The organism is Pseudomonas sp. Tul2A7 (genome assembly GCF_054790505.1).
Window position 1 is genome coordinate 3,451,713 of the sequence record NZ_CP186499.1, and the last position, 18,666, is coordinate 3,470,378.

Annotated in this window: 21 protein-coding genes; 7 read left to right on the forward strand and 14 right to left on the reverse strand. The window is 57.6% G+C overall.

Features of this window, described 5'->3' with window-relative positions:
- Positions 1 to 23: 23 nt before the first annotated feature.
- Positions 24 to 365: a Grx4 family monothiol glutaredoxin gene (grxD, locus tag ACOYXJ_RS15555; protein WP_150794597.1), complete on the forward strand. Its 342-nt coding sequence runs from the start codon at positions 24 to 26 to the stop codon at positions 363 to 365.
- Between the two features lie 194 nt (positions 366 to 559).
- Here grxD and bfr read toward each other — a convergent pair whose 3' ends face one another.
- Both bfr and ACOYXJ_RS15565 read right to left on the reverse strand, forming a co-directional pair.
- Positions 560 to 1,033 carry a bacterioferritin gene (gene bfr, locus ACOYXJ_RS15560; protein WP_095123255.1) on the reverse strand — a complete coding sequence of 158 codons (474 nt, stop codon included), beginning with the start codon at positions 1,031 to 1,033 and terminating at the stop codon, positions 560 to 562.
- Positions 1,034 to 1,234: 201 nt separating this feature from the next.
- Positions 1,235 to 1,453 carry a bacterioferritin-associated ferredoxin gene (locus ACOYXJ_RS15565; RefSeq protein WP_003227725.1) on the reverse strand — a complete coding sequence of 73 codons (219 nt, stop codon included), beginning with the start codon at positions 1,451 to 1,453 and terminating at the stop codon, positions 1,235 to 1,237.
- A gap of 314 nt (positions 1,454 to 1,767) precedes the next feature.
- Here ACOYXJ_RS15565 and ACOYXJ_RS15570 point away from each other — a divergent pair, with 314 nt between their 5' ends.
- On the forward strand, positions 1,768 to 2,370 hold the full coding sequence (locus tag ACOYXJ_RS15570; protein ID WP_003227723.1) for a peroxiredoxin: 603 nt from the start codon (positions 1,768 to 1,770) through the stop codon (positions 2,368 to 2,370).
- 77 nt (positions 2,371 to 2,447) lie between these two features.
- On the opposite strand, the gene rnt is transcribed toward ACOYXJ_RS15570, so the two are convergent.
- On the reverse strand, positions 2,448 to 3,125 hold the full coding sequence (gene rnt / locus ACOYXJ_RS15575) for a ribonuclease T (protein ID WP_016986654.1): 678 nt from the start codon (positions 3,123 to 3,125) through the stop codon (positions 2,448 to 2,450).
- The gene (gene pyrC / locus ACOYXJ_RS15580; RefSeq protein ID WP_007916661.1) at positions 3,122 to 4,168 is read right to left on the reverse strand and encodes a dihydroorotase; all 1,047 of its coding nucleotides are present in this window, start codon (positions 4,166 to 4,168) and stop codon (positions 3,122 to 3,124) included. The genes rnt and pyrC overlap by 4 nt, the downstream gene beginning before the upstream one ends.
- A 160-nt stretch (positions 4,169 to 4,328) precedes the next feature.
- Here pyrC and ACOYXJ_RS15585 point away from each other — a divergent pair, with 160 nt between their 5' ends.
- Both ACOYXJ_RS15585 and ACOYXJ_RS15590 read left to right on the forward strand, forming a co-directional pair.
- Positions 4,329 to 5,237, forward strand: coding sequence for a flagellar protein MotY (locus ACOYXJ_RS15585; RefSeq protein WP_460370307.1), 909 nt, complete (start codon positions 4,329 to 4,331; stop codon positions 5,235 to 5,237).
- A 129-nt stretch (positions 5,238 to 5,366) separates the two neighbouring features.
- Positions 5,367 to 6,584 carry an argininosuccinate synthase gene (locus tag ACOYXJ_RS15590; protein ID WP_007916658.1) on the forward strand — a complete coding sequence of 406 codons (1,218 nt, stop codon included), beginning with the start codon at positions 5,367 to 5,369 and terminating at the stop codon, positions 6,582 to 6,584.
- 133 nt (positions 6,585 to 6,717) lie between these two features.
- Here ACOYXJ_RS15590 and ACOYXJ_RS15595 read toward each other — a convergent pair whose 3' ends face one another.
- A complete protein-coding gene (locus ACOYXJ_RS15595; RefSeq protein ID WP_460372959.1) occupies positions 6,718 to 7,434 on the reverse strand; it encodes a hypothetical protein in 717 nt (238 codons plus the stop codon).
- Positions 7,435 to 7,874: 440 nt separating this feature from the next.
- Between ACOYXJ_RS15595 and ACOYXJ_RS15600 the strand changes: the two genes are divergently transcribed.
- Entirely contained in the window at positions 7,875 to 8,501 is a 627-nt protein-coding gene (locus tag ACOYXJ_RS15600; protein ID WP_095123262.1) for a response regulator transcription factor, read from the forward strand.
- Between the two features lie 89 nt (positions 8,502 to 8,590).
- On the opposite strand, the gene ACOYXJ_RS15605 is transcribed toward ACOYXJ_RS15600, so the two are convergent.
- The 8 genes from ACOYXJ_RS15605 to metG form a co-directional block, all read right to left on the reverse strand.
- Positions 8,591 to 8,764: a PA3496 family putative envelope integrity protein gene (locus ACOYXJ_RS15605; protein WP_191622670.1), complete on the reverse strand. Its 174-nt coding sequence runs from the start codon at positions 8,762 to 8,764 to the stop codon at positions 8,591 to 8,593.
- Between the two features lie 106 nt (positions 8,765 to 8,870).
- Positions 8,871 to 9,509 carry an endonuclease III gene (gene nth, locus ACOYXJ_RS15610; protein ID WP_016986660.1) on the reverse strand — a complete coding sequence of 213 codons (639 nt, stop codon included), beginning with the start codon at positions 9,507 to 9,509 and terminating at the stop codon, positions 8,871 to 8,873.
- The gene (locus ACOYXJ_RS15615; protein WP_460370311.1) at positions 9,506 to 10,087 is read right to left on the reverse strand and encodes an Rnf-Nqr domain containing protein; all 582 of its coding nucleotides are present in this window, start codon (positions 10,085 to 10,087) and stop codon (positions 9,506 to 9,508) included. Before ACOYXJ_RS15615 ends, nth begins: the two co-directional genes overlap by 4 nt.
- Complete coding sequence (locus tag ACOYXJ_RS15620) at positions 10,084 to 10,689, reverse strand: RnfABCDGE type electron transport complex subunit G (RefSeq protein WP_460370313.1); 606 nt, start codon at positions 10,687 to 10,689, stop codon at positions 10,084 to 10,086. Before ACOYXJ_RS15620 ends, ACOYXJ_RS15615 begins: the two co-directional genes overlap by 4 nt.
- Positions 10,686 to 11,669 carry an RnfABCDGE type electron transport complex subunit D gene (locus ACOYXJ_RS15625; RefSeq protein WP_460370315.1) on the reverse strand — a complete coding sequence of 328 codons (984 nt, stop codon included), beginning with the start codon at positions 11,667 to 11,669 and terminating at the stop codon, positions 10,686 to 10,688. The genes ACOYXJ_RS15620 and ACOYXJ_RS15625 overlap by 4 nt, the downstream gene beginning before the upstream one ends.
- Entirely contained in the window at positions 11,656 to 12,864 is a 1,209-nt protein-coding gene (gene rsxB / locus ACOYXJ_RS15630; protein WP_460370317.1) for an electron transport complex subunit RsxB, read from the reverse strand. Before rsxB ends, ACOYXJ_RS15625 begins: the two co-directional genes overlap by 14 nt.
- On the reverse strand, positions 12,861 to 13,430 hold the full coding sequence (locus ACOYXJ_RS15635; RefSeq protein ID WP_460370319.1) for an electron transport complex protein RnfA: 570 nt from the start codon (positions 13,428 to 13,430) through the stop codon (positions 12,861 to 12,863). Before ACOYXJ_RS15635 ends, rsxB begins: the two co-directional genes overlap by 4 nt.
- Positions 13,431 to 13,544: 114 nt before the next feature.
- On the reverse strand, positions 13,545 to 15,596 hold the full coding sequence (gene metG / locus ACOYXJ_RS15640; RefSeq protein WP_460370321.1) for a methionine--tRNA ligase: 2,052 nt from the start codon (positions 15,594 to 15,596) through the stop codon (positions 13,545 to 13,547).
- A 155-nt stretch (positions 15,597 to 15,751) separates the two neighbouring features.
- On the opposite strand from metG, the gene apbC reads away from it, so the two are divergent.
- Positions 15,752 to 16,846 carry an iron-sulfur cluster carrier protein ApbC gene (apbC, locus tag ACOYXJ_RS15645; protein WP_007916614.1) on the forward strand — a complete coding sequence of 365 codons (1,095 nt, stop codon included), beginning with the start codon at positions 15,752 to 15,754 and terminating at the stop codon, positions 16,844 to 16,846.
- Positions 16,847 to 16,977: 131 nt separating this feature from the next.
- On the opposite strand, the gene ACOYXJ_RS15650 is transcribed toward apbC, so the two are convergent.
- Positions 16,978 to 17,736, reverse strand: a complete 759-nt coding sequence (locus ACOYXJ_RS15650; RefSeq protein ID WP_460370323.1) for an SDR family oxidoreductase — start codon at positions 17,734 to 17,736, stop codon at positions 16,978 to 16,980.
- Between the two features lie 164 nt (positions 17,737 to 17,900).
- Here ACOYXJ_RS15650 and ACOYXJ_RS15655 point away from each other — a divergent pair, with 164 nt between their 5' ends.
- Complete coding sequence (locus tag ACOYXJ_RS15655) at positions 17,901 to 18,632, forward strand: HugZ family pyridoxamine 5'-phosphate oxidase (RefSeq protein ID WP_150794588.1); 732 nt, start codon at positions 17,901 to 17,903, stop codon at positions 18,630 to 18,632.
- The last annotated feature ends 34 nt before the right edge of the window (positions 18,633 to 18,666 follow it).

Consider the following 18,666-nt stretch of genomic DNA (forward strand, 5'->3'; position numbering starts at 1 on the left):
GGAAAGTTCAGCCGAGGTGCTCCATGGATATCATCGAAACGATTAAAGAGCAGATTGCCAACAACACCATTCTGCTTTACATGAAAGGCTCGCCGAATGCCCCACAGTGTGGCTTCTCTGCGAAAGCTGCGCAGGCTGTGATGGCGTGTGGCGAAAAGTTTGCGTACGTGGACATCCTGCAGAACCCGGAAATCCGCGCCAACCTGCCGAAGTACGCCAACTGGCCGACTTTCCCGCAACTGTGGGTCGGCGGTGAATTGGTCGGCGGTAGCGACATCATGACCGAGATGTTTGCAGACGGTTCGCTGCAAAGCACCATCAAGTCGGCTGTTGAAGCGGCAGCGGCGAACAAGTCCGAAGCCTGATCCGGCTTTTGTGGGAGCGAGCCTGCTCGCGAATGCTTTCTGCCGCTGACTACGTTGTCGGCTGACATGACGCTATCGCCAGCAGGCTGGCTCCCACAGGGATTACGGTATTGACCGCAATCCGGGCAATAAAAAGCCCCGCGCCTCGAAAGAGGGCGGGGCTTTTTAGTGTCTCGAGTTTAGCGGGCGCTAACTTACTCTTCGCCCATCTGCGATTGCAGATAATTCTCAAGACCGATCTTATCGATCAGGCCCAGTTGGGTTTCCAGCCAATCGATATGTTCTTCTTCGGATTCGAGAATGTCTTCGAGCAGTTCACGGCTACCGAAGTCACCGACGGTTTCGCAATGCGCGATCGCGGTCTTCAGGTCAGCGTGGCCGGTCTTCTCGATACGCAGGTCGCACTCCAGCATTTCCTTGGTGTGCTCGCCGATGTGCAGCTTGCCCAAGTCCTGCACGTTTGGCAGGCCTTCGAGGAACAGGATGCGCTTGATCAGCTTGTCCGCATGTTTCATCTCGTCGATGGATTCTTTGTATTCGTGTTTGCCGAGCTTGTTCAGACCCCAATCTTCGTACATGCGCGCATGCAGGAAGTACTGATTGATCGCGACCAGCTCATTGGCAAGGATCTTGTTGAGATGCTGGATGACTGTAATGTCGCCTTTCATGATCGGAGTCCTGCCCTGTAATAGCTGTATATACGCCAGAGTTTGAGCTTCGCACTTATAAGTGTCAAACCTAAGTTATTGAATAATATATGAAAATTAATCGGAATAAGAATGTTTGTGTTCCGCGTCTGGAGCCTAAGCAGTTGATTTACAGGCATAAAAAAACCGGACATAAGTCCGGTTCTTTGAAATGAGGTGTTATTACGCAGCAGTAAATTCTACCGGATAGGGGATCGCGGCCTGGGCGGTTTGCAGCTTGGTCAGGGTTTCGCGAACGACTTCCTTGGCAAGGCAGGCACATTTGCCGCATTGGCTGGCGACGCCGGTGGCTTGGCGAACTTCTTTATAGCTGCAGCAACCTTCATAGATCGCTTCGCGGATCTGTCCGTCGGTGACGCCAGTGCAGAGACAAACATACATAAGTGAGAACCGTCGCTGGTTGTGACTCAATTGCGATGGATCTTAATGTTAACGAGAATGATTGTCAAAGTGCTTTCGGAACGCTTCAGCTGATTAACAGCCATGACTGACGAACGGTATTTGCTGGCGATTTGCCTGGCCCCTTAAATGCAGCGTCGTTCTGCGCCTGCTTTGAAAAACCGTTGAAGACAGGCCAAATTCGCAGTGTATGATGGTCGGCCCTTGCGAAGGGGGTTCGTGTCACAGGGCTGTCGCCTGAGGGTGGCAGGCTGGCGCGGACCCTGAACTTCAAGTTTTTACACCAGGAGATATCAATGAGCGTACTCGTAGGCAAACAAGCCCCTGACTTCACCGTCCCGGCCGTACTCGGCAATGGCGAGATCGTTGACAGCTTCACCCTGTCCTCGGCCATCAAAGGCAAATACGGCCTGGTGTTCTTCTACCCACTGGACTTCACCTTCGTCTGCCCGTCCGAGCTGATCGCTCTGGACAACCGCATGGCTGACTTCAAGGCACGCAACGTTGAAGTGATCGCTGTGTCGATCGACTCGCACTTCACTCACAACGCATGGCGCAACACTCCAGTGAACAATGGCGGCATCGGCCAGGTGAAATACACCATGGCTGCCGACATGAAGCACGACATCGCCAAGGCTTACGACGTTGAATCCGAAGGCGGCGTAGCTTTCCGTGGCGCGTTCCTGATCGACGACAAAGGCGTTGTCCGTTCGCAGATCATCAACGACCTGCCACTGGGCCGTAACATGGAAGAGCTGATCCGTCTGGTCGACGCTCTGCAATTCCACGAAGAGCACGGCGAAGTCTGCCCTGCCAACTGGAAGAAAGGCGACAAAGGCATGAACGCTTCGCCAGAAGGCGTTGCTGCATACCTGACCGAGAACGCTGCTGCCCTGTAAGGCGCAACGTAGAGGTACAAAAAACCGGCCCAAGTGGCCGGTTTTTTTATGCGCGGGATTTACCCGACGACCTCCAATCAGTCGTCGAAATCTTCCCAGCCGCCCATCTGTTTCCAGCGGTTGACGATGCCGCAGAACAGCTCTGCGGTCTTCTCGGTGTCGTAACGCGCCGAGTGCGCCTCACGACCGTCGAAATCGATGTCGGCGGCCTGGCAGGCTTTCGCCAGTACGGTTTGACCGTATGCCAGACCGGCCAGCGTCGCGGTATCGAAGCTGGAGAACGGGTGGAACGGGTTGCGCTTCATGTCCAGTCGCGCGACAGCGGCATTGAGGAAGCCAAGGTCGAAGCTGCTGTTGTGACCAACCAGAATCGCGCGCTTGCAGCCATTGGCCTTCAGCGCCTTGCGGATACCACGGAAAATGTCAGTCAGCGCGGTTTCTTCGCTGACCGCCATGCGCAGCGGATGATCGAGCTTGATCCCGGTGAACTCCAGCGCTGCTGCTTCAACGTTGGCGCCTTCGAACGGCTCAACGCGGAAGAAGTAGGTGTGATCGGGGTAAACAAAGCCCTTTTCATCCATGGCGATGGTGGTCGCAGCAATCTCCAGCAACGCATCGGTGGCCGAGTTGAAGCCGCCGGTTTCTACGTCGACGACAACCGGCAGGTAGCCGCGAAAGCGTGCTGCCATCGGGTGACGGGAACCGCCACCACCACTTTGACCGTCCAGTTCGTCGTCGAAATGGTCTTCACTCACGCGTGTTCCTCCAGCAGGCGCCAGCGCAGTTTTTCACCGGCGCGCAGCGGGATAACGGTCAGCTCGCCAAACGGCAGGCTGGTCGGGGCAGTCCATTCTTCACGAACCAGGGTGATGCGATCGGTGTTCGCCGGCAGGCCGTAGAAACGCGGGCCGTTGAGGCTGGCGAAGGCTTCGAGCTTGTCCAGCGCGTTACGCTGTTCGAAGGCTTCAGCGTACATCTCGATGGCGGCGTACGCGGTGTAGCAGCCGGCGCAACCGCAAGCGGCTTCCTTGGCGTGCTGGGCGTGCGGCGCCGAATCGGTGCCGAGGAAGAACTTCGCGCTGCCACTGGTGGCGGCGTCGAGCAGGGCTTCCTGATGCGTATTGCGCTTGAGGATCGGCAGGCAATAGAAGTGCGGCCGAATCCCGCCAACCAGCATGTGATTGCGGTTGTAGAGCAGGTGATGCGCGGTGATGGTCGCGCCAACGTTGGCCGAAGCCTCGTTGACGAACTGCACGGCGTCGCCGGTGGTGATGTGTTCGAACACCACTTTCAGCGTCGGGAAGCGCTCGACCACACGACGCATGTGCTCATCGATGAAAATCTTTTCGCGGTCGAACACATCGACGTCGCCACGGGTGACTTCACCGTGGATCAACAGCGGCATGCCGACTTCTGCCATGGCTTCGATTGCCGGCAGAATCTTGTCGATGCTGGTCACGCCGGAATCGGAGTTGGTGGTCGCGCCGGCCGGGTACAGCTTGGCGGCGTAGACAAAACCACTGGCCTTGGCTTCACGAATTTCTTCGGGCTGGGTGCGGTCGGTGAGGTACAGCACCATCAGCGGCTCAAAGCGACTGCCGGCCGGGCGGGCAGCGAGAATCCGCTGGCGATAGCCGTCGGCTTCAGCGGCGTTGCGCACCGGGGGTACCAGGTTGGGCATGATGATGGCGCGACCAAAAGTGCGCGCAACATCGGCAACGGTATTGGTCAACACGGCACCATCGCGAAGATGAATGTGCCAGTCGTCGGGACGCAGCAGGGTCAGGCGGTCGGACATGAGGGGCTTCCAGGCGGGTCAAACTGAGGCGAATGCTACCGGAAAAGACTCTTGCAGGCACTCGCTATCAAGTTTTGCGGGAACCTTCCGATATCCCGTAGGTATGCCGTAAACATAGTGTGAATCGGTCTTTGTGTTTCAGAAGCCAATGGAGCCTCCCGTGCGCCAGCGTTATTTAGCCTTGCTCAGTGTGTTTGCCAGCCTTCCGGCCATGGCGCTCACGTACCAGACCCGTCTGGAGAACATTGAGTGGACGGTCGCCGGCGACAAGTTCGAATGTCGTCTGACCCAACCGATCACTGATTTCGGCTCGGGTGAGTTCGTGCGCAAGGCCGGCGAACAGGCGATCTTCCGTCTGAATGCCTACAACGCCATGCTTGGCGGTGGTTCGGCGACGTTGCTTGCGGCCGCTGCACCTTGGCAGCCGGGGCGTGGTGACATCAATCTGGGCAACGTCCGGCTCGGCAGTGGCAACGTGCTGTTCAGCAGTTCGCAGTCGCAGGCCGGCGGTTTGATCAGCGGCCTGCTGGACGGACGCAGCCCGGTTGTACGTCGTGCGTCTGGCGATGGCCGTGTCTCGGAAGTGCGTTTATTGCCGGTGAAATTCAGCAAGGCGTTTAACGACTATCAGACCTGTGTAGCGAAATTGCTGCCGCAGAATTTCGACCAGATCAAGCAATCGCAGATCGGCTTCCCCGGCGAGGGCGTTGACCTCGATGCCGCCGCCAAGGCCAAGCTGCAAGTGATGCTCGAATTCATGAAGGCCGATCCGACGGTCAATCACATCGAACTCGATGGCCATTCCGACAACAGCGGCAATCGCCTGACCAACCGTGAACTGTCGCGCCGCCGAGCATTGGCAGTGGTCGACTTCTTCAAGGCCAATGGCATCGCCGAATCGCAGATCACAGTACGTTTCCACGGTGAACAATACCCATTGGTTCCGAACACCAATTCGGCCAACCGGGCGAAGAACCGTCGAGTTGCGGTGAAGCTTGCACGCGTGGCGCCAACCACCGCTCCAGCGCCTCAGGCGAGCACCCCAGCCAGCACCGCAGCGACTTCCTGACCCGCCGGTCATCGTCGCGCTGTCGACAGATTCTGTCGCTTTGTCGTCTTAAGCTGTCGCGCCTCTGTAAATTATCGCGTTTGAGCGGTAGACTCCTCGGCTTTCCGTAGAACCCCGTGGAGTGATGGCATGGCGGACGTAAACAAGGTCGTTCTGGCGTATTCCGGCGGCCTGGACACTTCGGTGATCCTCAAGTGGCTGCAGGATACTTATAACTGTGAAGTGGTGACCTTCACCGCTGATCTCGGTCAAGGCGAAGAGGTCGAGCCGGCCCGCGCCAAGGCTCAGGCCATGGGCGTCAAAGAAATCTACATCGACGATCTGCGCGAAGAGTTCGTGCGTGATTTCGTGTTCCCGATGTTCCGCGCCAACACCGTTTACGAAGGCGAGTACCTGCTGGGTACTTCCATCGCACGTCCGCTGATCGCCAAACGTCTGATCGAAATCGCCAACGAAACCGGCGCTGACGCCATTTCCCATGGCGCCACCGGCAAGGGCAACGACCAGGTGCGCTTCGAACTGGGTGCCTACGCACTCAAGCCAGGCGTAAAAGTGATCGCGCCTTGGCGTGAGTGGGACCTGCTGTCCCGCGAGAAGCTGATGGACTACGCCGAGAAGCACGCGATCCCGATCGAGCGTCACGGCAAGAAGAAGTCCCCGTACTCGATGGACGCCAACCTGCTGCACATCTCCTACGAAGGCGGCGTGCTGGAAGATACCTGGACCGAGCACGAAGAAGACATGTGGAAATGGACCGTCTCCCCGGAGAACGCTCCTGATAAAGCGCAATACCTGGAACTGACCTACCGCAACGGCGACATCGTTGCACTGGACGGCGTCGAAATGACTCCGGCCACCGTGCTGGCGACGCTTAACAAAATCGGTGGTGCTCACGGTATCGGCCGTCTCGACATCGTCGAGAACCGTTACGTCGGCATGAAGTCCCGTGGTTGCTATGAAACCCCGGGCGGCACCATCATGCTGCGCGCTCACCGCGCCATCGAATCGATCACCCTGGACCGCGAAGTCGCTCACCTCAAAGACGAGTTGATGCCGAAATACGCCAGCCTGATCTACACCGGTTACTGGTGGAGCCCAGAGCGTCTTATGCTGCAGCAGATGATCGACGCTTCGCAGGTCAACGTGAACGGCGTTGTGCGCCTGAAGTTGTACAAAGGCAACGTGATCGTCACTGGCCGCAAGTCCGACGATTCGCTGTTCGATTCCAACATCGCGACCTTCGAAGAAGACGGCGGTGCTTACAACCAGGCCGACGCGGCGGGTTTCATCAAGCTCAACGCGCTGCGCATGCGCATTGCTGCCAACAAGGGCCGCAAGCTGTTCTGAGATTTTTCAGGCTGAGGCGCAATGAAAGGGCGGCCTTGTCTTCGAGACAAGGCCGCCTTTTTTTTAAATTCGTTGTCAGTTTGTTGTCGAGTGATGCCAATACCTGGCTGCATGTGCGGCGAGGACAGACTGTTCAATTGCGACCCAGCAGCGTCACCGCTTGTGAGCACAGGTTGTAAACAATGCAAAGTGTTGTGCTCGAACCTTTCTTTGCATGTTTGATCTGCATGAGTGCATTTTTAGTCAGTGAAGCATCTGACACATGATTGGAAAGAAACACGATGACCCGGTCGGTATTTTTATCGGAATTTCGGATTTTTTCCAGAATCGTGGCGAACTCTCTCGACGCCTCAATATTGCGTGCATCAACAATATGAAGGTTGCTGATGGATGCGGGTAAGCGAATATTGTGTTGAACGGTTAGGTTTTGATTCGTATCGAGGCGTGGCGGAGGGTCGGGGACGTTATGGATTTTGCACGAATCCTTGCACAGTGCAGCCGCGCTCTCGCAGGGCACGATGTGGCTTGATATTTCAAACGTATCGAGTGTGCCTGGTTCCTGCGTTAACGTATTTCGTTTGTTGTCATGATCATTACTGTCCATTGCTTTTAAAAAGCTCTCGTCTTTGCCGAAGTCGGAAGGCGAATAGAGGGAGCGGTAGTTGAAGTTAAGCGTTATAAAAAAAAGAAATAACAAGTAAAACGGAAAACTGATCAAGAACCACACGTATACGGCCCGGTCCTCATTATTGAGGAAGGGTAGAGAAATAGCGGCCGAGGCCTCGGAGAGTCCAGCAAATATTGCGATGACTGTCATTGGGTTGTTGATCTTGTTTTTTATCCTTAACATGGTCTTGTTCTTTTGTTTTGGTTTTCTCATTTGATGGCGTCGTTTTGTTTGGTTGTTAGTAAAGTGGTTGATTGGAACTTGTATTTATAGCAAAAAGCCTTTGTAAGGCCGTAAATATCTTGTTTCAGTGTTTATTAACTAGTAGGAAGGGTATTGATCCGGTTCGTACGCTTGTAATGCAGTGACCGTAGGCTCTGGCAGGCTTTTCGGTCTTTGCAGGCGCACGCGGTTACAAATCTGCAACGGACAGGTTGCGCAGTATCTAGAGCGGTATGTCGTCGGATATTTAGGAGGGCAATGATTTTTTGTAGGAATAATCCTCAATCACTGTAGGGGATGTCTTGCGATGCGAGTCCATGAAAGGCTTGGCATACTAAGGGGCAAGTGACTGGGCTATTGTGCGTGTTCTAAAAACTCGAACAGCGAAACTGGACTTGCCCATGAATAAAGTGCTGATCGTGGATGACCACCCCGTCATTCGTCTCGCGGTACGTATGCTGATGGAACGTCATGGCTACGAAGTGATTGCAGAAACTGATAATGGTGTAGATGCATTACAACTTGCTCGCGAGCAAATGCCGGATATAGTCATTCTGGATATTGGAATACCGAAACTTGATGGGCTTGAGGTTATTGCTCGCCTGACTTCGACAACCATGCCTATTAAAGTGCTGGTGTTGACTTCGCAAGCCCCTGGGCACTTTTCGATGCGCTGCATGCAATCAGGGGCGGCGGGTTATGTCTGTAAACAGCAGGATCTCACCGAGTTGTTGAGTGCGATCAAGGCGGTTTTATCCGGATACAGTTACTTTCCCAATCAGGCACTCCACACAGTGCGGACCAGTTTGGGTAATGCCAGTGAAGCCGATATGGTGGATCGCCTTTCCGGTCGCGAAATGATGGTGTTGCAGCAGTTGGCGCGGGGCAAGACGAACAAGGAAATCGCCGATGGCATGTTCCTGAGCAACAAAACCGTGAGCACTTACAAGACCCGCTTGTTGCTGAAACTCAATGCGCGCTCGCTGGTAGATCTGATCGAGTTAGCGCAGCGCAATGGGCTCGTCTGAATCTTTCAGTCGCTGACGGGGTCATGGGCCGATCGAATTCAGTGAGTCGCAGAAAGTAAAAAGCCTCCGGTTCGGGAGGCTTTCAAGTTTCAAAGATCAAAGTCGTAATCGGCCAATCGCTTTAGCAGTCGGCGCTCCTCAAGCAGGTTGTCGATAGTGCGGCGCTTGCTCAGATTGGTCTTGGCAACTTCAACCGCCGGTTCGGCGTCATCTGCCTCCGTGATGTCGTCATCCAGCTCCAGTTCCTCTTTGTCAGTACTCATAAATCACTCCCACACTAAGACTGCCTTTGGCGCTCCTTATATCGACATTCCCGCGTCGGGTAAAAAAGATTTTTTCAATCGACCATTCAATAATTCCAATAGCCGGTCAATCGTCCGATGTTTTGTGTTTGTACTCGCACAGGTCTTCAATTCGGCAGCTACCGCACCGCGGCTTGCGGGCCAGACACACATAGCGCCCGTGGAGAATCAGCCAGTGATGGGAGTCGAGCAAGAATTGCCTGGGTACAAACTTCATCAGCTTGTTTTCCACTTCGACAACATTCTTGCCGGGAGCGATGCCGGTCCGGTTGCTGACGCGGAAGATGTGCGTATCGACGGCCATGGTCAACTGGCGAAAAGCTGTATTGAGTACCACATTGGCGGTTTTGCGACCGACGCCGGGCAAGGCTTCAAGCTCTTCACGCGTTTGTGGTACTGCACCGCCGTGGCGTTCGACCAGCAAGCGGCAGGTCTCGATGACGTTCTTGGCCTTGCTGTTGTAGAGGCCGATGGTCTTGATGTATTCGGACAGCCCTTCGACGCCCAGTGCATGGATCGCTGAAGGCGTGTTGGCAACCGGAAACAGCTTCGCTGTCGCTTTGTTGACACCGACGTCGGTCGATTGCGCTGAAAGAATTACCGCAATCAGCAGTTCGAACGGCGAGGTATAGGCCAGTTCGGTTTTCGGCTCGGGGTTGTCCTCATGCAGTCGACGAAAAATCTCAAGACGTTTTGCGGCATTCATGGGCGATGCGTTTCCTTGAAAATAGAGTTCGAGCCGGTCCACGCCTGACGAGCTGCGAGCAGCAGCCCCAACGAAATCAAAGCGCCGGGAACCACGGTTGCCAAATGCAACCCGGCACTGAATAAGAGCAGACCTTGCCAGTGTTCGAACAGGCCGTGACCGAGGGTTCCGCGGCCCGCGAGCTCTCGTAACCCGGCAAGTATCAGCATCAAAACGCCAAATCCGGCACTGGGTCTGAGGCGCTCGGTCAGTGTCTGGCGGAAAAATCCATGGTGCTCCAGCACCACGCACTGCAGCCCGATCAGGCCAGCGTAGAGACCAAAAGCCTGGTGCCATGGCAAAAACCAGCGTTGCGCGAAGATCTCCGCACAACTGGTCAACGTAGCCGCGAGCAACAAACTCGCCAGCAATGTCCTTGCCCCCGACGTACGGCATCGCAAAGGTGCCATGCAAAAGCCGTATGCACCGGCCACAGTGATGAACATCAAAGCGGCTCCCAACGCGCCCGCCAGGGAGCTGGTTGTGCCCAGCAGGATTACCAGCATCAGTGAGTTCGACAGCTTTGCCATCCGCTTCATGGTTCGCTCCCCAGCAGCGCCGTTCGATGGGCATCGAAGTAGCGCAACGCGTCATGGATCGCGTTGATCGCCGCGCGGGACGTAATCGTCGCCCCGGCTATCTGATCAAATTGGCCTTGATCCTTTTTCAAAGCCCAACCGGTATCCGTCGGTTCATCACTGGATTTGCCGGTGAATGTCCCAAGCCAGGCATTCGGCCAGTCACCCAAATGCCCGCCGAGCGCTGGAGTTTCATTTTGCTTGAGGGACTTCACACCCAGCAGTTTTCCCTGGGCATCAATGGCGATCAGTAACTCGATAGTGCCCGCATAACCTTGGGACTGGCTACGCAACAACACAGCTACCGGTCGCCCAGCCTGGGTCGCGCGATAGCCGCCGGTCAGCGTGCTATGGGGCAAGGCGATATTCGCCAATGCCAGCGGCTGCTCCAGCGGTTGATTGTCGTAACTATTGATTGCGAGCACATCGAGCAGTTTGTGGCTGTCGATCAGGCGTTGCTCGGCGGCAATCTGCGGGGCATTGCTGCGTTGCACCAGATACGTCGTACCGGCGCCGACAATGGTCAACAGCAGCAGGGTGAGTGCACTCGTCAATCGGTTCATGGCGCCGTCCGTGCCTGTCGGCTTACGGCAAAGCGTTCCAGTGCCGGTACGCAGAGATTCATCAGCAATACGGCAAACGCAACACCGTCCGGGTAACCACCCCACGTACGAATCAGATAAGTCAGCAACCCGACGCCAACACCGAAAAGCAGGCGGGCGAGCGCGCTTTTGGCGCCGGACACCGGTTCAGTAATGATGAAAAATGCGCCGAGCATGGTTGCGCCGCTCAGCAGGTGGAACACTGGCGAGCCGTGAGAGTCGGAGCCTGAGCCATTCCAGCACAGCAGACTGACCAGAAACAGGCTGGCGAGCATACCGACCGGCGCGTGCCAGCCGAACACTCGCCGTTGCAGCAAAAACAGCCCGCCAACCAGAAACGCCAGATTCACCCATTCCACGCCATGTCCGCCGAATTGCCCGAAGGCCGGGTTGGCGGCGAAGAGTTCATCGATGGTCAGGCTTTTGTTGATGCGCAAGGTGTCCAGCGCCGTGGCCTGAACCCAGGCATCCGGCGCCTGCCGTGGGTTGAATACCTGCTGGACGGCGTCGAGCAGACTCATACTGTGGACAGGCCACTGCGTCATCGGCTGCGAGAACATCACGATCGCCAGGGCAAAACCGAGCATGGCCGGATTGAACGGGTTTTTGCCTACGCCGCCGTACAGGTGTTTGCCAAACAGCAGGCCCGAAGCGATCGCGACCACTGTCAGCCACCAAGGGCAATATGGCGGCAAGGCTGCGGCAAGCAGCGTTGCACTGACCAGCGCGCTGCCGTCGCTCAGGGTGGGCCGCAACGGTTGCCGGCGCAGGCGGGTAATACCGGCCTCGACCACCAACGCAGTGCTGGCGGACAGGATCAGATTGATCAAAACGCCCCACCCGTACCACCAGACCAGGGCCAGCAGTCCCGGTAGAGTGGCTAGCAGCACCTGCCTCATTGCCTGTTGCAGGCGAAAGTCCAGAGCCTCAAGGGGCGGCATGGTCTTGCACCTGGCGCTCGGCGTCTTGCAGGCGGGCGCGGGCCTTGTCGAGGGTTTCGGCCGGGGTGTCGGCGCGGCGTTCGAGTTTGTTGAGGTCCGCGCGAGCGTAGGCCAATTCGGTTTTCAACTGGCGAAGGTGGCTGTCGATAGGGCGCTTTTCTACTCGCACCAGGTCAGGCAAAGGCTGCTCGCTGGCCGCTTCGGCATCATGCAAAGCCTGCTCGGCATCGCGCAAAGCCTGTTCCAGGGTAGCGATCTGTTCCGGCGCGGCTTCGGCGGTCTGCGCTTTTTTCAGTTCGGCGCGGCGCATGGCCAGTTGGATCTTCGCCCGTTTCAAATCAGCATCTTTCGCCGGCGCCGTGACGATCGGGGCCGGAGGGGCGCTGGTTTCGAGTTTTGCCAAAGCGTGTTCCGCGACCTCGAACTGCTGCTGCAGCACGATCAGTTGCGACTGTTGCTCGAACGTCGGCGGATGGCCAAAAGCTTTCAACGACTTGTGCAATTGTGCCCGGCTCATCGCCACATCGATCTTGGCTTTCTTCAACGCCGCATCTGCGGTCGCCGCTTTTTGCGCACGCACCCGTTCCAGCGCCGCCTGCACCGGGTCGGTTGCGGACACTTCAGGTTGCGCCGCCCGTTTCGCTCGGGCTTCACGCTCAGCCTGTTTCTGTTGTTCTTCCCGTCGCAGACGCTCATTACGTCGCTCAAAGCGCTGGCGTGCGTGATCACGCTTTGCGGCGCGGGCGCGTTGCTCGTCGAGATTGACGGCCAGACCTCCCACCACCGGCAGCGTGCCGAGCGGCAGCGGGTGCATTTCAATGCAATCCACCGGGCATGGGGCGACGCACAGGTCGCATCCGGTGCATTCATCGATGATCACGGTGTGCATCAATTTTGCCGCGCCGACGATGGCATCGATCGGACAGGCCTGAATGCATTTGGTGCAGCCGATGCATTCGGCTTCGCGGATAAAGGCAACCTGCGGCGGCGCCGAACCGCGACTGATATCGAGTTCCAGCACCGGCACTTTCAACAGCTCGGCCAGCGCCACAATGGTTTCTTCACCGCCCGGCGGACACTTGTTGATCGGCTCGCCCTCGGCGATGCCTTGTGCGTACGGCTTGCATCCGGGATGGCCGCATTTGCCGCATTGGGTCTGCGGCAGAAGGGCATCGATGCGTTGAATCAGACTCATGTTTTGATCAGTCCACTGAATCCGAGAAAAATCACTGCGATCAGTCCGGCGCCGATCAGATCGATCGGCAGGCCACGGAAGGGCAGGGGAATATCGTTGTCGACCGTGCGTTCACGCAAATCCTGGAACAGGCTCAGGACCAGCCAGAAGCCCAGCCCGGCACCGAGGCTCAAAGCCGTCGCGTGCAACAGGCCTTGATCGTCTTGCACATTGATCAACGTCAGCCCGAGTACGCCGGCATTGCCCAGCAACAGCGGCCACAACCCGTCGAATGGCCAGGCGGGCAGCCAATGCGCCAACAGTTTCAGGATCGGTGCGATCAATAGCACGTTCAGCGGCAGGAAGACGAACAGGTGCAGGGCTTCCAGTTGCAATGGCACCAACAGCCAATGCCAGAGCGCGTAACCGAGTACACCGACGACCAGCATCAGACACAACGTCGCCAGCCCCAGCGCATGCACCTGGCGACGACTGCCCGCCAACAGCGGATCGACGCCCAGCGGCCAGTGCAACACGAAGTTGTTGAGCAGTGCAGCACTGATGAGCGTAAGCACAAGTTCGGTCATGGTTCTGCCAGCGAAACGGGCGTGTGTCTCTTTAGGTTAGGCATTATCCGGCCAGATATGAAAAATCCCACAGGCATGCCGGGCACGCCTGTGGGATCAATTGACCGCCAGCTGTTACTTGATGCGCTGACCCGGCTTGGCGCCGCTGTCCGGGCTCAGCAGGTAGATTTCTTCACCGCCAGGGCCGGCCGCCATCACCATGCCTTCGGAGATACCGAACTTCATTTTCCGTGGCTTGAGGTTGGCGATCATCATGGTCAGGCGACCGTCGAGTTTGGACGGATCCGGGTAAGCGCTCTTGATGCCCGAGAACACGTTGCGTTGCTCGTCACCGATATCCAGTGTCAGGCGCAGCAGTTTGTCGGCACCCTCCACATGTTCGGCCTTGACGATCAATGCGACGCGCAGGTCGATGGCGGCAAACGCGTCGAAGTCGATTTCCGGCGACAGCGGATCCTTGGCCAGTTCGCCGTTGCCGGCAGGCGCAGCAGCACCGGTGTCGGTCTGGCTGGCGGTCAGGTCTTCTTTCGAGGCGTCGCTCATGGCTTGCACTTTTACCGGGTCAATGCGGGTCATCAACGGCTTGAATTCGTTCAACTGGTGGTTGGCCAGCAGGGTGGTGTGGTCGTTCCAGGTCAGCGGGGCGACATTGAGGAACGCCTCGGCATCGGCGGCCAGCAGCGGCAGCACCGGTTTGAGGAAGATCACCAGTTGGCGGAACAGGTTGATGGCGGTGGCGCAGATCGCCTGGACTTCATCCTGCTTGCCTTCCTGTTTGTTCAACGACCACGGCGCCTTGTCGGCGATCCACGCGTTGGCACGGTCGGCCAGGGCCATGGTTTCACGCATGGCACGGGCGAAGTCGCGGGCTTCATAAGCATCGGCAATGCTTGGCGCGGCAGCGAGGAACGCTTCGGTCAGTTCTGGCGCGGCATTGGTGCCGACCAGCAGGCCGCCGTTACCTTTGTGGATGAAACCGGCGCAACGGCTGGCGATGTTGACCACTTTGCCGACCAGGTCGGAGTTGACCTTCTGCACGAAGTCCTCGAGGTTCAGGTCGAGGTCATCGACGCCACGACCGAGTTTGGCCGCGTAGTAATAGCGCAGGTATTCCGGCGACAGGTGATCCAGATACGTTCGGGCCTTGATGAAGGTGCCGCGCGATTTGGACATTTTCTGGCCGTTGACAGTCAGGTAGCCGTGTACGTTGATGCCGGTCGGCTTGCGGTAGCCCGCGCCTTCGAGCATCGCTGGCCAGAACAGCGCGTGGAAATTGACGATGTCCTTGCCGATGAAGTGGTACAGCTCGGCAGTGGAGTCCTTGCCCCAGAACGCGTCGAAATCCAGTTCCGGCGTGCGCTCGCAGAGGTTCTTGAAGCTGGCCATGTAGCCGATCGGCGCATCCAGCCACACGTAGAAATACTTGCCCGGCTCGCCCGGGATCTCGAAACCGAAGTACGGCGCATCGCGGGAGATGTCCCACTGCTGCAGGCCGGCGTCGAGCCATTCGGCGATCTTGTTGGCGACGGCGTCTTGCAGGGTGCCGCTTCGGGTCCAGGTCTGCAGCATTTGCTGGAAGTCTGGCAGTTTGAAGAAGAAGTGCTGGGAATCCTTGAGCACCGGGGTGGCGCCAGAGATGGCCGACTTCGGATCCTTCAGGTCAGTCGGTGCGTAGGTCGCACCGCACTTTTCGCAGTTGTCGCCGTATTGGTCTTCGGTGCCGCATTTCGGGCAGGTGCCCTTGATGAAGCGGTCGGCCAGGAACATTTTCTTTTCCGGGTCGAAATACTGGGTGATCGAGCGTTGGGCGATGTGCCCGGCGTCACGCAGCTTGATGTAGATCTGGCTCGACAGCTCACGGTTTTCTTCGGCGTGAGTGGAGTGGAAGTTGTCGAAATCAACCAGAAACTCGGCAAAGTCGGCGCTGTGTTCAGCCTGCACATTGGCGATCAGTTGTTCCGGGGTGATGCCTTCCTTTTCCGCGCGCAGCATGATCGCCGAACCGTGGGCGTCGTCGGCGCAGACGTAGATGCATTGATTGCCGCGATGCTTCTGGAAGCGCACCCACATATCGGTCTGGATATATTCCAGCATATGGCCAAGGTGAATCGAACCGTTGGCGTAGGGCAGGGCGCTGGTGACGAGGATCTTGCGTGGTTCGGACATGTGGGGCTTCGCTACTTGATGAAACGGAGGTCGGCCACTATAAAGCGCCGGGCAAGATATTTCACCCCTGCAAATCGTTGCCGGGCATGCCGTCCGGAGGATAGAAGGGGTAGGATACCCGCCATCTTTTCCCAGTCTTGTTATCGGAGTTGCCCATGAGCGCCATCACTCGCGCAGCGGTGGAAGCCGTCCTCAGCCAATACACCGACCCTTACCTGAACCAGGACCCGGTCAGCGCCGGTTGCGTGAAGCACATCGAGATCGTCGGTGACCGCGTCAACGTGCAGCTGGAAATCGGATACGCCGCCGGCCTGTTCAAGAGCGGCTGGGCGCAAATGCTGCAATTGGCCATCGAGAACCTTGACGGTGTCGCGGCCGCGAAAGTAGAGATCAATACAGTCATCGCCGCGCACAAAGCCCAGGCGCAGATCCCGGGGCTGGCCAACGTCAAGAACGTGGTCGCCGTGGCCTCGGGCAAGGGCGGTGTGGGTAAATCGACCACCGCCGCCAACCTGGCGCTGGCGCTGGCCCGTGAAGGCGCCAAAGTCGGCATTCTCGACGCCGATATCTACGGCCCGAGCCAAGGCATCATGTTCGGCATCCCCGAGCGCACCCGCCCGGAGGTCAAGGATCAGAAGTGGTTCGTGCCGCTCAAGGCCCATGGCGTTGAAGTCATGTCGATGGCGTTCCTGACCGACGACAACACGCCGATGGTCTGGCGCGGGCCGATGGTCTCCGGCGCACTGCTGCAACTGGTCACGCAAACCGCGTGGGGCGATCTGGACTATCTGGTTATCGACATGCCGCCGGGCACTGGCGACATTCAGTTGACCCTGGCACAGAAAGTCCCGGTGGCCGGCGCTGTCATCGTCACCACCCCGCAGGATCTAGCCCTGCTCGACGCGCGCAAGGGCGTGGAAATGTTCCGCAAGGTCAACATTCCGGTGCTGGGCGTAGTGGAAAACATGGCCGTGCACATCTGCTCGAACTGCGGGCATGCCGAGCATCTGTTCGGTGAGGGCGGCGGTGAGAAACTGGCGACCCAGTACGGTGTGGAACTGCTGGCTTCGCTGCCGTTGTCGATGTTGATCCGTGAGCAGGCCGATGGCGGCAAGCCAACGGTGATCGCCGAGCCGGACAGCCAGATTGCCATGGTCTATCAGGAACTGGCCCGCCACGTCGGCGCGCGGATTGTGTTGCAGGAAGCGGCGACGCCGGCGATGCCGAATATCACCATCAGCGACGATTGATCAATCAGCAACAGCGATAACCCTGTAGGAGTGAGCCTGCTCGCGATAGCGGAATAACATTCAACAGATTTGTTGAATGAATGACCGCAATCGCGAGCAGGCTCACTCCTACATTTGTTTTGTGTTGGCAGTCAGATCCGCAACCCGCCATCCATCTCCAGAATCCGTCCGGTGTAATAGTCGTTTTCGAAGATATACGCCGCCGAATGCGCAATCTCTTCCGGCTTGCCCATGCGCTTGAGCGGAATCCCCGAAGTCATTTTCTCCAGCGCTTCCGGCTTCATGCCCAGGGTCATCTCGGTTTCGATGAAACCCGGTGCAATCCCCGCGACACGAATGCCATAACGCGCCAGTTCCTTGGCCCAAGTCACGGTGGCTGCGGCAACACCGGCCTTGGCCGCGGAGTAGTTGGTCTGGCCAACGTTGCCTGCACGCGAGATCGACGAGATGTTGATGATCGCGCCGCTGTTCTTCAGCTCGACCATTTTCGCCGCCACTTCACGGGTGCAGAGGAACACGCCGGTCAGGTTGACGTCGATCACCGCCTGCCACTGTGCCAGGCTCATCTTGGTCATTTCGCCATCCTTGACCTTCAGCAGCAGGCCATCACGGAGGATCCCGGCGTTGTTGATCAGGCCGTGGATCGCGCCAAAGTCAGCGGCAACCAGAGCGACCATGTGCTCGACCTGCTCTTCATTGGCGACGTTGCACAGATAACTGCGCGCCTCGACGCCCTTGGCCTTGCAAGCCGCGACCGCGTCGTCGAGCTTTTCCTGATTGAGGTCGACGAGGGCGAGCTTCGCGCCTTTGCCGGCGAAATACTCGGCCATCGAACGGCCCAAACCTTGGCAACCGCCAGTGATAATGATTACTTTGTCGTTGAGTTGCATTCGCATGCCCCGATAGCAGGTCTGAGTAGTTTTTGTTTTCAGCGACTCCCGATCTGCACCGGCCGTGGCTGGTTTGCACATGAGAATTGCCCGCTGGCGTGACTGGGACTTGATCCCGGGCGCCCGTCCGTTTTTTCGACGGATACTATTTAAGGAGTCATAAATTGAGCGTTGAAGTGGCGAAGAATGCCCGAGAATTGCTTCTCAAGGAATACCGTGGAGTGCTGTCGACCCACTCCAAATCGATGCCCGGTTTTCCTTTTGGCTCCGTAGTGCCTTATTGCCTGGACGAGCAGGGCCGGCCGCTGATCCTGATCAGCCGCATCGCCCAGCACACCCACAACCTGCAGAAAGACCCGAAATGCTCGATGCTCGTCGGCGAGCGCGAGGCCGATGATGTGCAAGCCGTTGGTCGCCTGACCTATCTGGCCGAAGCGCAAAAGCTCGAAGACACGGCCAGCATTGAAGCGGCGGCCGAGCGTTATTACCGCTATTTCCCTGACTCGCAGAACTATCACAAGGCCCACGACTTCGATTTCTGGGTACTGAGCCCGGTGCGCCACCGCTACATCGGCGGTTTCGGCGCGATTCACTGGATTGATCAACTGACCCTGGCCAACCCGTTCGCCGGCAAGGCTGAAGTCAGCATGGTCGAGCACATGAACAGCGACCACGGCAAAGCCATCGCGCACTATGTCGATCTCGCCGGTCTACCGAAAAGCGTACCGGCGCAACTGGCCGGGATCGACAGCGAAGGCATGCACCTGCGCATCGGTCAGGCGCTGTACTGGCTACCGTTTCAAGCTCCTTGTCATACGCCGACACAAGTGCGCGAAGCCTTGGTTTCATTGGCTCACGCACAGGTCTGGCCAAAAAATGCAGTGGCCGACGCTTGAATTCACGAAAGGGCGACGTCATCTAAGGCTTACT

Coding starts and splice junctions, on each gene's coding strand:
- rsxB (WP_460370317.1), bottom strand. CDS start 12,864: ATGAGTCTGATTCAACGCATCGATGCCCTTCTGCCGCAGACCCAATGC.
- ACOYXJ_RS15600 (WP_095123262.1), top strand. CDS start 7,875: ATGAATAAAGTGCTGATCGTGGATGACCACCCCGTCATTCGTCTCGCG.
- ACOYXJ_RS15620 (WP_460370313.1), bottom strand. CDS start 10,689: ATGAACCGATTGACGAGTGCACTCACCCTGCTGCTGTTGACCATTGTC.
- ACOYXJ_RS15565 (WP_003227725.1), bottom strand. CDS start 1,453: ATGTATGTTTGTCTCTGCACTGGCGTCACCGACGGACAGATCCGCGAA.
- apbC (WP_007916614.1), top strand. CDS start 15,752: ATGAGCGCCATCACTCGCGCAGCGGTGGAAGCCGTCCTCAGCCAATAC.
- grxD (WP_150794597.1), top strand. CDS start 24: ATGGATATCATCGAAACGATTAAAGAGCAGATTGCCAACAACACCATT.
- nth (WP_016986660.1), bottom strand. CDS start 9,509: ATGAATGCCGCAAAACGTCTTGAGATTTTTCGTCGACTGCATGAGGAC.
- ACOYXJ_RS15570 (WP_003227723.1), top strand. CDS start 1,768: ATGAGCGTACTCGTAGGCAAACAAGCCCCTGACTTCACCGTCCCGGCC.
- ACOYXJ_RS15615 (WP_460370311.1), bottom strand. CDS start 10,087: ATGAAGCGGATGGCAAAGCTGTCGAACTCACTGATGCTGGTAATCCTG.
- ACOYXJ_RS15650 (WP_460370323.1), bottom strand. CDS start 17,736: ATGCAACTCAACGACAAAGTAATCATTATCACTGGCGGTTGCCAAGGT.
- bfr (WP_095123255.1), bottom strand. CDS start 1,033: ATGAAAGGCGACATTACAGTCATCCAGCATCTCAACAAGATCCTTGCC.
- ACOYXJ_RS15595 (WP_460372959.1), bottom strand. CDS start 7,434: ATGTTAAGGATAAAAAACAAGATCAACAACCCAATGACAGTCATCGCA.
- ACOYXJ_RS15605 (WP_191622670.1), bottom strand. CDS start 8,764: ATGAGTACTGACAAAGAGGAACTGGAGCTGGATGACGACATCACGGAG.
- ACOYXJ_RS15590 (WP_007916658.1), top strand. CDS start 5,367: ATGGCGGACGTAAACAAGGTCGTTCTGGCGTATTCCGGCGGCCTGGAC.
- pyrC (WP_007916661.1), bottom strand. CDS start 4,168: ATGTCCGACCGCCTGACCCTGCTGCGTCCCGACGACTGGCACATTCAT.
- ACOYXJ_RS15635 (WP_460370319.1), bottom strand. CDS start 13,430: ATGACCGAACTTGTGCTTACGCTCATCAGTGCTGCACTGCTCAACAAC.
- metG (WP_460370321.1), bottom strand. CDS start 15,596: ATGTCCGAACCACGCAAGATCCTCGTCACCAGCGCCCTGCCCTACGCC.
- ACOYXJ_RS15625 (WP_460370315.1), bottom strand. CDS start 11,669: ATGCCGCCCCTTGAGGCTCTGGACTTTCGCCTGCAACAGGCAATGAGG.